Consider the following 13,589-nt stretch of genomic DNA (forward strand, 5'->3'; position numbering starts at 1 on the left):
GTCGACCGACGTCAGAGCGGGATGTTGCCGTGGCGCCCGCGGCGTACGCCGGCGGTGTCGATCTCGTGCCGCATCGCCTGCGCGATCGCGCTGCGGGTGCGGGTGGGCTCGACGACCTCGTCGACGACCCCGATCTCGACGGCCTTGTCGACGCCACCGGCGATCCGCTCGTGCTCGGCGGCGAGCTCGGTCTCGACCTGCGGCCTGATCTCGGGGGAGACCTCGGCGAGCTTGCGGCGGTGCAGGATGCGGATGGCTGCCACGGCGCCCATCACGGCCACCTCGGCACCCGGCCAGGCGAACACGCGCGTGGCGCCCAGCGAGCGGGCGTTCATCGCGATGTAGGCGCCGCCGTAGGTCTTGCGGGTCACGAGCGTCACCCGCGGCACGACGCACTCGCCGAAGGCGTGCAGCAGCTTGGCTCCGCGACGTACGACGCCGTCCCACTCCTGGCCGACGCCGGGGAGGTAGCCCGGGACGTCGACGAGCACGACGAGCGGCACCCCGAACGCGTCGCACATGCGCACGAAGCGGGAGGCCTTCTCGGCCGAGAGCGAGTCGAGGCAGCCGCCGAGCCGCAGCGGGTTGTTGGCGACGACGCCGACGGTGCGGCCGCCGAAGCGGCCGAGGGCCGTGACGATGTTGGGGGCCCAGCGGGCGTGGAGCTCCTGCATGGTGCCCTCGTCGAGGAGGCCGTCGACGAGCGGGTGCACGTCGTACGCGCGCTTCTTCGACTCCGGCAGCAGCGCGCCGAGGTCGCGGTCCTCGACCGCGTCGACGTCGAGGCTGTGCTGGGCGCCGAGGAGGGATGCGACGGTGCGGGCGCGCTCCAGGGCCTCGGCCTCGGACTCGGTGAGGATGTGGACGACGCCGGAGCGTCGCCCGTGGGGCTCGGGCCCACCGAGGCGGAGCATGTCGACGTCCTCGCCCGTGACGGAGCGGACCACGTCGGGGCCGGTGACGAAGATGCGGCCCTCGGGGCCGAGGATCACCACGTCGGTGAGCGCAGGACCGTAGGCGGCGCCACCGGCGGCGGGGCCGAGCACGACCGAGATCTGCGGGATCACGCCGGACGCCTGGGTCATCACCTGGAAGATGCGACCCACCGCGTGCAGGGAGAGGACGCCTTCGGCCAGCCGCGCCCCGCCGGAGTGCCAGAGGCCGATGATCGGGACGCCGTCGGTGATCGCCCGGTGGTAGGCGTCGACCACGACCCGGCAGCCCAGGTCGCCCATGGCGCCGCCCATGACGGTCGGGTCGCTGCAGAAGGCGACGACGGCGGTGTCGTTGACCCGCCCGGTGGCCGCGAGCATGCCTGAGTCGTCGTCGGGGGTCAGCAGCTCGAGTGTGCCCTCGTCGAACAGGGCCGTGAGCCGGTGGACCGGGTTGCGGGGGTCCTGCTCGCGGGGCAGCTTGGCGGGCTTCGTGGCCGTCGTCGTCATGGGGAGGTCCTTCCGGTTCTCAGGCGCTGCCGAAGGCGACCGCGACGTTGGCGCCACCGAAGCCGAAGGAGTTGTTGAGCGCGACGACGTCGCCGTCGGGCAGGTCGCGCCTCGACGTCGGGATGTCGAGGTCGACCTCGGGGTCCTTGTCGTCGAGGTTGATGGTGGGCGGGCTGACCCGGTCGTGGAGCGCCATCACGGTCGCGACGGCCTCCAGGGCCCCGGCGCCGCCCAGGAGGTGACCGGTCATCGACTTCGTGCTCGTCACGACGCACCGGTCGACGTGCTCGCCGAGGACGGCGTGGAGCATGAGGCCCTCGGCGATGTCGCCCTTGGGCGTGGACGTCGCGTGGGCGTTGACGTGGATGACGGTGGCCGGGTCGACGTCACCCTCGCGCAGCGCCATCTTGATCGCCCGGGTGCCGCCGCGACCCTCGGGGTCGGGCTGGGCGATGTCGTGGGCGTCGTTGCTGATGCCGGCGCCGCGCGCCTCGGCGTAGATCCTGGCACCGCGGGCGCGGGCGTGCTCCTCGGACTCGAGGATCAGCACGGCGCCGCCCTCGCCGAGGACGAAGCCGTCGCGGCCGGTGTCCCAGGGGCGGGAGACGGTGGTCGGGTCGCCGCCCTCCTCGCTGCCGGTCTTGGACAGCGCCATCATGTTGGCGAACGCGGCCATCGGGAGCGGGTGGATCGCGGCCTCGGTGCCGCCGGCGATGACGACGTCGGCGCGGCCGAGCCGGATCATGTCGATGGCCATGGCGATGGCCTCGTTGCTCGAGGCGCAGGCCGAGGTGGGCGCGTGGACCGCAGCGCGGGCGCCGTACTTCAGGCTGACGTTGGCCGCGGGAGCGTTGGGCATGAGCATGGGGACGGCGAGGGGGGAGACCCGGCGCGCACCCTTCTCGAGGAGGATGTCGTAGTTGTCGAGCAGGGTGGTCACCCCGCCGATGCCGGACGCGAGTGCGACGGCGAGACGCTCGGGCTCGAGGCCGGAGTCCTCCAGGCCGGCGTCGGCCCACGCCTGGTCGGCCGCGACCATGGCGAACTGGCTGGACCGGTCGAGCCGACGGGCCTTGACGCGCTCGAGCACCTCGGACGGCTCGACCGCGACGCGGCCGCCGATCTTGACGGGGAGCTGGTCGACCCACGCGTCGGTGAGCCGTCGGATGCCGGACGTGCCGGACAGCATCGCCTGCCACGTCGAGGCGACGTCCCCGCCGACGGGGGAGGTGGCGCCGAGGCCGGTGACGACTACGCGGGTCGAGGGCATCAGATGAGGTTCCGTTCTCGCGGGTGGATCGGGGTGGATCGGGGTGGATCGGGGTGGACCCGAGATGGAGGTCGGGGCCTGGGTCACGGGGGCCGGGGCTGGACGCCGGCCACCCGTGACGTCAGGACGAGCGTCAGCCCTGCGCGCGCTCGATGTAGGCGACAGCGTCGCCCACGGTCTTGAGGTTCTTGACCTCGTCGTCCGGGATGGTCACGCCGAACTTCTCCTCGGCGGCCACGACGACCTCGACCATGGAGAGCGAGTCGACGTCGAGGTCGTCCACGAAGGACTTGTCCAGCTGGACGTCGTCGGCGTCGACGCCGGCCACCTCGTTGACGATCGCGGCGAGGTCGGCGCGGATTTCTTCGGTGCTGGCCATGGGGCCTTCCCTTCTTCTGTGTGGGTGCTGCTCGGGCTGGTTCTGGTTGGTACGGAGGTGGTGTTGGGGGTGGTGCTGGTCAGGGGACGGTGACGACCTGGGCGGCGTAGGACAGCCCGGCGCCGAAGGCGATGAGCAGTGCCGTGTCGCCGGACCTGGCCTCACCCTCGGCCATCATCCGGTCGAGCGCGAGCGGGACCGAGGCGGCCGAGGTGTTGCCCTGGTCGGCGACGTCGCGTGCGATGCGGACCGATGCGGGGAGCTTCATGGAGCGCGCCATGGCGTCGATGATGCGCATGTTGGCCTGGTGGGGCACGAAGACGTCGAGCTCGTCGAGGGTGATGCCGGCCGCGTCCAGTGCCTGCTGGCCGATCTTCGCCATGGCGAAGGAAGCCCAGCGGAAGACCGGGTTGCCCTGCATGGTCAGGTGCGGCATCACGCCGGAGCCGGGCTGCGTGTCGGTGCCGACGACGTCGCGCCAGTCCTCGCGCTGCCGGATGAGGTCGAACTGCTCGCCGTCGGAGCCCCACACGACCGGTCCGATGCCGGGGGTGTCACTGGGTCCGACGACGGCTGCTCCTGCGCCGTCGGCGAAGATGAAGGCGGTGCCGCGGTCGGTGAGGTCGAGGATGTCGGTGAGCCGCTCGACCCCGACCACCAGGACGTGGCGGGCGCTGCCGGCGCGGACGATGTCGGAGGCCAGGGCGACGCCGTGGCAGAAGCCGGAGCACGCCGCGGAGATGTCGAAGGCGGCGGCGCCGTCGGTGCCGAGCTCGTGCGCGATCGCGGTGGCGACGGCCGGGGTCTGGAGCAGGTGGCTCACGGTGGCGACGACCACGCAGTCGATCTGGCCGACCTCGAGGCCGGCGCGCTCGATGGCGATCCGGGACGCCTCGACGGACATCATCTGGACCGACTCCTCGGGACCGGCCCAGCGGCGCGTCCGGATCCCGGAGCGCTGCTGGATCCACTCGTCGCTGGAGGCGATGGCGTCGACGACCTCGGAGTTGGGGACGACGCGGGAGGGGCGGTAGGCGCCGACGCCCATGATGCGTGCGTGTGCGGCACCCGTGCCGCCGGTGATGGCAACCATCAGAGCGTGGCCTCCGGGTGGAGTCGCAGGAGGGGCTGGCCGGGCGAGACGAGGTCGCCGTCCTCGACCAGCCACTCGACGACGGAGCCGCCGTGGGGCGCGGTGATGTCGGTGCGGTCGCGCAGGCTGGCGACGGCGCCGATGGTGGCGCCGGGGGCGAGCAGGTGCAGCTGCGCCGCCTCGGCGGAGATGTGGAACGTGCCCTTGGCGGGCGAGACGACCATCCGCCACGTCGGGGTGGTCTCGATCATCGAGGCCTCGCCGTGCTTGTCGCAGAAGTCACGGGCGGCGTCGAGCTGGTCGGGCGTCTTGAGGGCGAAGGTCTCCACCCCCTTGAGGGCACGCTTGGCGATCCCGGTGAGGGTGCCGGCGGGCGGCATCTCCAGGATGCCGGTGACGCCGAGGTCGCTCATCGTCTCCAGGCACAGGTCCCACCGGACCGGGTTGGAGATCTGCCCGACCATGCGGCGCAGCACGTCGCGGCCGTCGTGGACGACCTGGCCGTCGCGGTTGGAGATCACCGGGGTGCGCGGGTCGTGGGTGGAGACGGAGCGGGCCAGCGAGGCGAGGCGGTCGACGGCCGGCGCCATGTGGACGGTGTGGAACGCCCCGGCGACGCTGAGCGGCATCAGGCGCGCCTTGGCCGGCGGGTCCTCGGCGAAGGCGGCGAGCTGCTCCGTCGTACCGGCGGCGACGACCTGGCCGGGGCCGTTGTCGTTGGCGGCGGTGAGGCCGTGTCGCTCGATGGCCGCGAGGACCTCGTCGCGGTCGCCGCCGAGGACGGCCGTCATCCCGGTGGCGGTGGTGGCGGCCGCGTCGGCCATCGCGTTGCCGCGCTCGCGCACGAGGACCATCGCCTGCTCGGCGGTGATCACCCGGGCACCGGCCGCGGCGGTGAGCTCGCCGACGCTGTGCCCGGCCACCGCACCGATGCGCGCGAACGCGTCTGCCGGGTGCGGGAAGAGGTCGAGGGCCGCGACCAGCCCGGTCGCCACCAGCAGCGGCTGGGCGATCTTCGTGTCGCGGATGGTCTCGGCATCCGCCTCGGTGCCGTAGTGGGCGAGGTCGATGCCGGCCACTGTGGCGAGCCAGTCGAACCGGGCGGCGAAGGTCGGGTCCTCCAGCCAGGGCGTGAGGAATCCGGGGGTCTGGGCCCCTTGGCCGGGAGCGACGATGACGAGCACATGACCACTGTGACGGGTAGAGGTCAATCACCGCGGGTCCGACGCCGACGAAACTGACCCCCAGATCTTTGTAGGGTTCCTACAGTTCCGTCCGACCCGACTGGCGCCCTAGGATCAGCGCCAGCTGCAGCGCGAACGCCTCACGCGGCCGGGTCGGTGACCACCCGGTCGTGTCGGAGATCTGGCGCAGCCGGTAGCGCACCGTGTTGGGGTGGACGAAGAGCGCACGGGCCGTCGCCTCGATGGACGAGCCGTGCTCGAACCACGCGGCCAGCGTCTCGAGCAGGGTGCCGCGCGCTGCCATCAGCGGGAGGTAGACCTCGTCGACGAGGTGCCGGCGCGCGTGCCCGTCGCCGGCCAGGGCGCGCTCGGGGAGCAGGTCGCGGCTCGCGACCGGGCGCGGGGCGTCGGGCCAGCCGCTCGCGGCCCGGTGCGCGGACAGCGCGGCCCGCATCGACGCGCTGGCGTGGGCCAGGTCGGCGGTGACGGGGCCGACCACCACGGGGCCGTCGCCGAAGTGGTCGAGCAGCCTGGTGGCGGCTGCCAGGGGGTCGGTGACGCCGCCCAGGACGACGACCAGCCGGTCGCCCTGCGTGGCGCACAGCGCGTCCATCCCGCCGGCGCGCGCGGAGCGTCGTACGGAGTCGAAGACGTCGAGCTCGGCCCGGTGTGGGGGCGTGGCGCCCAGCACGACGGCCACGTCGCCGTGCGCACCCCAGCCCAGCGCACTCGCCCGGGACAGGACGCTCTCGTCGGCCTCCGCGCGGACGACGGAGTCGACCACGAGCGCCTCGAGCCGCGCGTCCCACGCGCCGCGCGACTCGGCCGCGCGGGCGTAGACGGCGGCGGTGGCGAAGGCCACCTCGCGGGCGTAGAGGAGGACCGCGTCGTGCACCTCGCGGGCGTCGTCGGGGTCGAGGAGGGCGTCGATGGTGGTCTCGACGACCCGGATGCTCAGCCGCACCAGCTCGACGGTCTGCTGCAGCGAGATGACGCCGGTCAGCTCGCGCGGCGCGGCGCCGAACACGACGACGTCGAGGGGGTCGTGGGCCGACGCCTCGACCTCGCGGTCGTACCAGTCCACGAACCCGCGGATGCCCGCCTGGACGATGAGGCCGACCCACGAGCGGTCCTGCGCGCTCAGGTCGTCGAACCAGGGGAGGTCGGTCGACATCCGCCCCGTCGCGGCGGTGCTGAGCGCTCCCGTGGAGTTGCGCAGGGCCTCGGCTGCGCGGCGGCGGGACGGGGTCACGGCACGACTGTAGTGGGGTGCGTCACGTAGTGGGATTCCCACGAACCGAGCGGGCCGTCGGGCGCGCGGGCGAGGTCACGACTTCGCATCGGGGCGAGGCGCGTGGGGTACCGGGGGACACGCTCTGGTTGAATCCGGACAGTCCCAGCCCGAGATCGAGGGAAGAGGTCGCGTGAGCCGTCGCACCAGCCAGCACGTCGAGCACGTGACCGTGCACGGACACCGGCGCGCTTTCGTCCGGGCCGGGTCGGGGCCCGTCGTGCTGCTGCTCCACGGCCTCGGCTGCGACCACACGACCTGGGCGCCGGTCATCGACTCGCTCGCTCGGACGCACACGGTCATCGCACCGGACCTGCTCGGTCACGGCGTGTCCGACAAGCCGCGCGCCGACTACAGCGTGGGCGGCTACGCCAACGGGATGCGCGACCTGCTGACCGTGCTGGGCATCGACACCGCGACGGTGGTCGGGCACAGCTTCGGCGGGGGAGTGGCCATGCAGTTCGCCTACCAGTACCCCGAGCGCACCGAGCGCCTCGTCCTCGTCGCCTCCGGGGGACTGGGACCCGAGGTCAGCCCGGCCATCCGCGCGATCACCACCCCCGGCTTCCACCAGGTCATGGGTGTGCTGGCGACCCCCGGACTGCGCCACGCCGCCACGACGACGATGCGGGTGCTCGCCCGGAGCGGGATCAGCCAGCTGCGCGACCTCGGCGAGGTCGCCACGATCTACGACTCCTTCAAGGACCCCCGGGCGCGTGCGGCGATCCGGCACGTGGTCCGGGCCGTCGTGGACTGGAAGGGCCAGATCGTCACCATGGCCGACCGCGCCTACCTCACCGAGGCGATGCCGATGTGCGTCGTCTGGGGCGCCGACGACCTCGTCATCCCGGTCAGCCACGCCAGCAACGCCAGCGCGCTGGCGCCGACCGCCCGCGTCGAGATCATCCCCAACGCCGGTCACTTCCCGCACCGTGACCACCCCGAGCGGTTCGCCAAGATCGTGCGCGACTTCATCCGCACCACCGAGCCGAGCCACTACGACCGCGACCACTGGCGCGACCTCCTCGACGAGGGGGCGCCGGTGCGTCCGGCCGAGGCGCGAGCCGGCGAGCCGCCCGTCGGCCCGCTGGACGACGTACGACACGCAACACCCGCCTGACCCGGGCGGGTCAGGCGGGTGGTGACGTCCCTCAGGCTGGTTTCGACGCGCCGTCGCGGCTTCGCAGGCTCAGCCGCTGGCTTGCTCAACCCGACGCCCGTTGAGGGGTCTCGCGCTTCGCGCGAGCACCCTCAGGCGTCGCCGCCCTCCTGCTTGATGTCCTTGGTGGCGGTCGGGTCGTCGATCCGGTAGCGCTGCGCGGCCTCCACGACCTTCTCCACCGGGAGCTCGCCGGCGTCGGCGAGCGCCTGGAGGGCCTGGACGACGACGCTCTGGGCGTCGATGTGGAAGAAGCGACGGGCTGCCGGGCGCGTGTCGGCGAAGCCGAAGCCGTCGGCACCGAGCACGCGGTAGTCGGCCGGGACCCAGCGGGCGATCTGCAGCGGGACGGCCCGCATGTAGTCGGACACGGCGACGACCGGACCCTGGACGTCGGCGAGCTTGTCGCTGACGTAGGCCGTGCGGTGCTCCTCGCCCGGGTTGAGCAGGTTCCACTGCTCGGCGGCGGCGCCGTCGCGGGCGAGCTCGTTCCACGAGGTGACCGACCACAGGTCGGCCTGGACGCCCCACTCCTCGGCGAGGAGGCGGGCGGCCTCCTCGACCCAGGGGAAGCCGACGCCGGACGCCATCAGCTGGACCCGCGGGCCCTCGCCGTCGGCGGTGGCGACCTTGTGGATGCCCCGGAGGATCCCGTCGACGTCGACGTCGGAGGGCTCGGCCGGCATCGAGACGGGCTCGTTGTAGACGGTGAGGTAGTAGATGACGTCCTCGCCGGTGCCGTCGGGCCCGCCGGTGCCGTACATCCGCTCGAGGCCGTTCTGCATGATGTGGCTGATCTCGTAGGAGAAGGCCGGGTCGTAGTGGACGATCGCCGGGTTGGTCGCGGCCAGCAGCGGCGAGTGTCCGTCGGCGTGCTGGAGGCCCTCGCCCGTCAGCGTCGTACGACCGGCCGTGGCGCCGATGAGGAAGCCGCGGGCCAGCTGGTCGGCCATCGCCCAGATCGAGTCGCCCGTGCGCTGGAAGCCGAACATCGAGTAGAAGATGTAGAACGGGATCATGTGCTCGCCGTGCGTGGAGTACGACGACCCGGCAGCCGTGGCCGACGCCACCGCGCCCGCCTCGGAGATGCCCTCGTGGAGCATCTGGCCCTGCGCGGACTCCTTGTAGGAGAGCAGCATCTTGCGGTCGACCGACTCGTACTGCTGGCCACCCGGGTTGTAGACCTTGGCGCTCGGGAACATGGAGTCCATGCCGAACGTGCGGTACTCGTCGGGGGCGATCGGCACCAGGCGGTCGCCGATCTCCGGGTCCTTCATCCAGTCGCGGAGCAGTCGGACGACGGCCATGGTGGTGGCGAACTTGTTCTTGCCCGAGCCCTGCTTGAGCTCGGCGTAGAGCTCGTCGCCGGGCAGCTTGAGCGCGGTGGCGCGGTTGACGCGGCGCGGGATCGAGCCGCCGAGGGCCTTGCGGCGCTCGAGCATGTACTCGATCTCGGGAGCGTCGGCGCCGGGGTGGAAGAACGGCGCGCCGCCGGTCTTCTCGTAGGACTCCTCGAGGTCGCGGTCGCTGATCGGGAGGTAGAGCCGGTCGCGGAACTTCTTGAGGTCCGGGAGGGTCAGCTTCTTCATCTGGTGGGTGGCGTTCTTGCCCTCGAGGGCGTCGATCGTCCAGCCCTTGATGGTGTGGGCGAGGATCACCGTCGGCTGACCGGTGTGCTTGCTCGCGGCGTCGAAGGCGGCGAAGACCTTGCGGTAGTCGTGGCCGCCGCGGGGCAGCTTCTCGATCTGGCTGTCGGACATGTGCTCGACCATCGCGCGCAGGCGCTTGTCGCCACCGAAGAAGTGCTCGCGGACGTAGGCGCCGTCCTCGGTGGAGTAGGTCTGGAACTGCCCGTCGGGGGTGGAGTTCATCCGGTTGACCAGGACGCCGTCGACGTCGCGCGCCAGCAGCGCGTCCCACTCGCGGCCCCACACGACCTTGATGACGTTCCAGCCGGCGCCGCGGAAGTTGGCCTCGAGCTCCTGGATGATCTTGCCGTTGCCGGTGACCGGGCCGTCGAGCTGCTGGAGGTTGCAGTTGATGACCCAGGTGAGGTTGTCGAGCTCCTCGCGCGCGGCGACGCGGATCGCGCCGAGCGACTCGGGCTCGGCCATCTCGCCGTCGCCCATGAAGGCCCACACACGCTGCTGCGTGGTGTCCTTGATGCCGCGGTTGTCGAGGTAGCGGTTGAAGCGCGCCTGGTAGATCGACCCGATGGCGGTGAGGCCCATCGAGACGGTCGGGAACTCCCAGAAGTCGGGCATCAGGCGGGGGTGCGGGTAGGACGGCAGGCCGGCGCCCTTGCCGTGCTGGACCTCCTGGCGGAAGCGGTAGAGCTGCTCCTCGCTGAGGCGGCCCTCGAGGAACGCGCGGGCGTAGACGCCCGGCGAGCCGTGGCCCTGGATGTAGATCTGGTCGCCGCCGCCCTCGTGGTCCTTGCCGCGGAAGAAGTGGTTGAAGCCGACCTCGTAGAGGCTCGCCGAGGACTGGTAGGTGGCGATGTGGCCGCCGACCTCGAGACCCTTGCGGTTGGCCGACGACACCATCACCGCGGCGTTCCAGCGGATGAACGCGCGGATGCGGCGCTCGGCCTCCTCGTCGCCGGGGAACCACGGCTCGCGCTCCGGCGGGATCGTGTTGATGTAGTCGGTCGAGCGCAGCGCGGGGACGCCGACCTGCTTCTCGCGCGCACGCTCGAGCAGGCGCAGCATCACGTAGCGCGCGCGGTCGCGGCCGCGGTCGTCGAGCATCGCGTCGAACGACGCGAGCCACTCCTGCGTCTCGTCCGGGTCGATGTCGGGCAGCTGGGTGGGAAGGCCCTCGTGGATCACCGACGCGATCGCCGGGCTCTTGCTGTTGTCGGACTTCTCGGCGTCACTCACCCGCTCATCGTGTCACGCTCGTCCGCGCCACGAAATCTACCCACGGGTAGTCCCATGACGCGTACCGGGGTTGCGGCGCCTGCCGTGTTCCTGTGGACTGTGCGCACCAAGCCTGACCACGCCGGTCGGGACCCCAGGACACAGGAGGCACTGCGTGAGCTCGACGGTGGGCGATTCTGCCCCGGTGACAGGAACGGGGGATCGGCTCGGGCTCAAGCCCGGCATGGTCGTCCAGGAACTCGGCTGGGACAACGACACCGATGACGAGCTGCGCATCGCCGTCGAGGACTGCATCGACGCCGACATGGTCGACGGCGACTACGGCAACGTCGTCGACGCGGTGCTGCTGTGGTGGCGCGCCGATGACGGCGACCTCGTCGACGGCCTCGTCGACGCGCTCACCGACCTCGTCGGCGGCGGGTCGATCTGGCTCCTGACGCCCAAGGTCGGCCGACCGGGCACCGTCGACGCGTCCGACGTCACGGAGGCGGCGCCCATCGCGGGGCTGTCGCAGACCACGACGGCCGCGGTCAGCAAGGACTGGCAGGCCATCCGGTTGGTCGCGCCGAAGACCCCCGCGTGACCGTTCGCGACCTCCCGTCCACCCTCGCGGCCCGGGCGTCCGGGGTCGCGACCACCGTCCGCGTGCTGGGTCGCGCGGGCGTGATCCGGCCCCACGGCCCACGGACCCTGGTCGACATCGGACGCCTGGTCCTGCGCTGGGGCACCGGTCCGGCGGGCGGTTTCGCCACCCTCGCGGCCCGCGACCCGCACCAGGTGGGCGTGGTCGACGAGCTCGGCGAGCTCACCTGGGGCGAGCTGCAGCGCCGTACCAACTCCCTCGCGCGGGCGCTCGCCGAGCGCGGCGTCCGCGAGGGCGACTCGGTCGCGGTGATGTGCCGCAACCACCGCGGATTCGTCGACGCCACCGTCGCGGTCGCCAAGCTGGGCGCCGACATCCTCTACCTCAACACCGCCTTCGCCGGACCGCAGCTGGTCGACGTGCTCCGGCGCGAGGCGCCGAGCATGGTGATCCACGACGAGGAGTTCACCGGTCTCCTCGCCGGTGCCGACCTCGAGCGCCGGGTGCTGGCGTGGACCGAGGGGGAACCGGGGACCGACGAGATCCTCGAGCGGCTCGTGACGGCGTACGACGAGGGCGAGCTGCACCCGCCCGCCCGTCACTCCCGCGTGGTGATCCTGACCTCGGGCACGACCGGCACCCCCAAGGGCGCGCCGCGCAAGGAGGCCGGCATCGACGCCGCCGTCTCGCTCCTGTCGAGGATGCCGCTGCGGGCGGGCTGGCGTACGCACATCGCCGCCCCGCTGTTCCACACGTGGGGGTTCGCGCACCTGGCGCTGGCGATGCTGCTCGGCTCGACGGTCGTGCTGCGGCGCACCTTCGACCCGGCGGAGGCGCTGCGGACCACGCAGGCCGAGCGCTGCCAGTCGATGGTCGTGATCCCGGTGATGCTGCAGCGCATCCTGGCGCTCGACCCCGAGCAGCTCGACGGGTTCGACCTCTCCCGTGTCGAGGTGGTCGCGTCGTCCGGCTCGGCGCTGCCCGCCACGCTCGCGCAGGCGTGGATGGACCGCTTCGGCGACAACCTCTACAACATCTACGGCTCCACGGAGGTCGCCTACGCCTCGATCGCGACGCCGGAGGACCTGCGGGCCGATCCGACGTCGGCGGGCAGGCCGCCCTACGGCACTGTCGTGAAGATCCTCGACGATGGGGGCGGCGAGCTGCCGCCGGGCGAGACCGGCCGGATCTTCGTGGGCAACGGGCTGCTGTTCGAGGGCTACACCCACGGCGGCTCCAAGGAGGTCGTCGAGGGGCTGATGTCGTCTGGCGACGTCGGCTGGTTCGACGAGGCCGGTCGGCTGCACGTCGCGGGCCGTGACGACGACATGATCGTCTCCGGCGGGGAGAACGTCTTCCCCCAAGAGGTCGAGGACTGCCTCATCGCCCACGAGGGCGTGCGGGACGTCGCTGCCGTGGGTGTTGCCGACGAGGACTATGGTCAGCGTCTGCGCGCCTTCGTGGTGCGCACCGGCAAGGTGTCGGAGGACGACCTGCGCGAGCACGTGAGGACCAACCTGGCGCGGTTCAAGGTGCCGCGCGAGATCGTGTTCGTCGACGAGCTGCCGCGCAACGCGACCGGCAAGGTCCTCAAGCGGGAGCTCGCCGGGTGGGGCAGCCAGGACGACCAGGATGACCGAGACGACGAGAAGGACGGCGAGGGACCAGCGTGACGGGCAAGGGACTGTGCATCGGCGACGAGGCACCTGACTTCACGCTCCGTGACCAGTTCGGCCAGGACGTCCGGCTCAGCGACTTCCGCGGTCGCAAGGCGGTCGTGCTGATGTTCTTCCCGTTCGCCTTCACCGGGGTCTGCACCGGGGAGCTGTCGGGCGTGCGCGACCGGCTCGACGAGTTCCTCACCTTCGACACCGAGGTGCTCGCCGTCTCCTGCGACTCCGTCTACGCCCTGCGCACCTTCGCGGAGGCCGAGGGCCTCAACTTCCCGCTGCTCTCCGACTGGTGGCCGCACGGAGCCGTCTCGCGGAACTACGAGGTGTTCGACGAGGTCAAGGGCGCGCCGCGGCGCTCGTCGTACGTCGTCGACCGGGAGGGCCGGCTGCGCTGGTCGGTGCACAACGCCGGCCCCGACGGCCGCGACCTGGATGAGCACCTGCGCGAGCTCCACGCGGCGGTCGATCAGCACCTGGTGTAGGTCGCGGACAGCCAGTGGTCTAGACCGATCCGGGCTGATTTCGCGATTCCTCGTACGCCCTTGGGGAGGGGTGTAATCTTCTAGTTGTTGAACCGCTGGTGACCCGAGACGCCAGCGGTTCAACTCATTTCCGGACCCGATCGGGCCGCCG

11 protein-coding genes are annotated in these 13,589 nt (G+C 71.8%); 4 read left to right on the forward strand and 7 right to left on the reverse strand.

Annotation, left to right across the window (positions count from 1 at the left end):
- Positions 1-11: 11 nt before the first annotated feature.
- From ACNKF0_RS08095 to ACNKF0_RS08120, 6 genes are all read right to left on the reverse strand, one after another.
- Entirely contained in the window at positions 12-1,442 is a 1,431-nt protein-coding gene (locus ACNKF0_RS08095) for an acyl-CoA carboxylase subunit beta (protein WP_416957315.1), read from the reverse strand.
- A gap of 19 nt (positions 1,443-1,461) precedes the next feature.
- Positions 1,462-2,712: a beta-ketoacyl-[acyl-carrier-protein] synthase family protein gene (locus ACNKF0_RS08100; RefSeq protein ID WP_416957318.1), complete on the reverse strand. Its 1,251-nt coding sequence runs from the start codon at positions 2,710-2,712 to the stop codon at positions 1,462-1,464.
- Positions 2,713-2,845: 133 nt separating this feature from the next.
- Positions 2,846-3,091, reverse strand: a complete 246-nt coding sequence (locus ACNKF0_RS08105; protein ID WP_416957320.1) for an acyl carrier protein — start codon at positions 3,089-3,091, stop codon at positions 2,846-2,848.
- Between the two features lie 79 nt (positions 3,092-3,170).
- The gene (locus ACNKF0_RS08110) at positions 3,171-4,184 is read right to left on the reverse strand and encodes a beta-ketoacyl-ACP synthase III (protein ID WP_416957322.1); all 1,014 of its coding nucleotides are present in this window, start codon (positions 4,182-4,184) and stop codon (positions 3,171-3,173) included.
- Positions 4,184-5,368 carry an acyltransferase domain-containing protein gene (locus ACNKF0_RS08115; protein ID WP_299931847.1) on the reverse strand — a complete coding sequence of 395 codons (1,185 nt, stop codon included), beginning with the start codon at positions 5,366-5,368 and terminating at the stop codon, positions 4,184-4,186. The genes ACNKF0_RS08110 and ACNKF0_RS08115 overlap by 1 nt, the downstream gene beginning before the upstream one ends.
- Before the next feature lie 79 nt (positions 5,369-5,447).
- On the reverse strand, positions 5,448-6,620 hold the full coding sequence (locus tag ACNKF0_RS08120; protein WP_416957324.1) for a PucR family transcriptional regulator: 1,173 nt from the start codon (positions 6,618-6,620) through the stop codon (positions 5,448-5,450).
- A 172-nt stretch (positions 6,621-6,792) separates the two neighbouring features.
- On the opposite strand from ACNKF0_RS08120, the gene ACNKF0_RS08125 reads away from it, so the two are divergent.
- Positions 6,793-7,779 carry an alpha/beta fold hydrolase gene (locus ACNKF0_RS08125; protein ID WP_416957326.1) on the forward strand — a complete coding sequence of 329 codons (987 nt, stop codon included), beginning with the start codon at positions 6,793-6,795 and terminating at the stop codon, positions 7,777-7,779.
- 131 nt (positions 7,780-7,910) lie between these two features.
- Here ACNKF0_RS08125 and aceE read toward each other — a convergent pair whose 3' ends face one another.
- Positions 7,911-10,700 (reverse strand): pyruvate dehydrogenase (acetyl-transferring), homodimeric type, encoded by a 2,790-nt coding sequence (gene aceE, locus ACNKF0_RS08130; RefSeq protein ID WP_416957328.1) that lies wholly within the window; start codon positions 10,698-10,700, stop codon positions 7,911-7,913.
- 154 nt (positions 10,701-10,854) lie between these two features.
- On the opposite strand from aceE, the gene ACNKF0_RS08135 reads away from it, so the two are divergent.
- Genes ACNKF0_RS08135 through ACNKF0_RS08145 form a run of 3 tightly spaced genes read left to right on the forward strand, consistent with a single transcriptional unit; the run spans position 10,855 to position 13,438 of the window.
- The gene (locus tag ACNKF0_RS08135) at positions 10,855-11,283 is read left to right on the forward strand and encodes a DUF3052 domain-containing protein (protein WP_416957330.1); all 429 of its coding nucleotides are present in this window, start codon (positions 10,855-10,857) and stop codon (positions 11,281-11,283) included.
- Positions 11,280-12,956 (forward strand): AMP-binding protein, encoded by a 1,677-nt coding sequence (locus tag ACNKF0_RS08140; RefSeq protein WP_416957332.1) that lies wholly within the window; start codon positions 11,280-11,282, stop codon positions 12,954-12,956. Before ACNKF0_RS08135 ends, ACNKF0_RS08140 begins: the two co-directional genes overlap by 4 nt.
- On the forward strand, positions 12,953-13,438 hold the full coding sequence (locus ACNKF0_RS08145; protein WP_299931834.1) for a peroxiredoxin: 486 nt from the start codon (positions 12,953-12,955) through the stop codon (positions 13,436-13,438). Before ACNKF0_RS08140 ends, ACNKF0_RS08145 begins: the two co-directional genes overlap by 4 nt.
- Positions 13,439-13,589: the final 151 nt, after the last annotated feature.

Source organism: Nocardioides sp. T5 (assembly GCF_048161455.1).
Lineage (GTDB): Bacteria > Actinomycetota > Actinomycetes > Propionibacteriales > Nocardioidaceae > Nocardioides.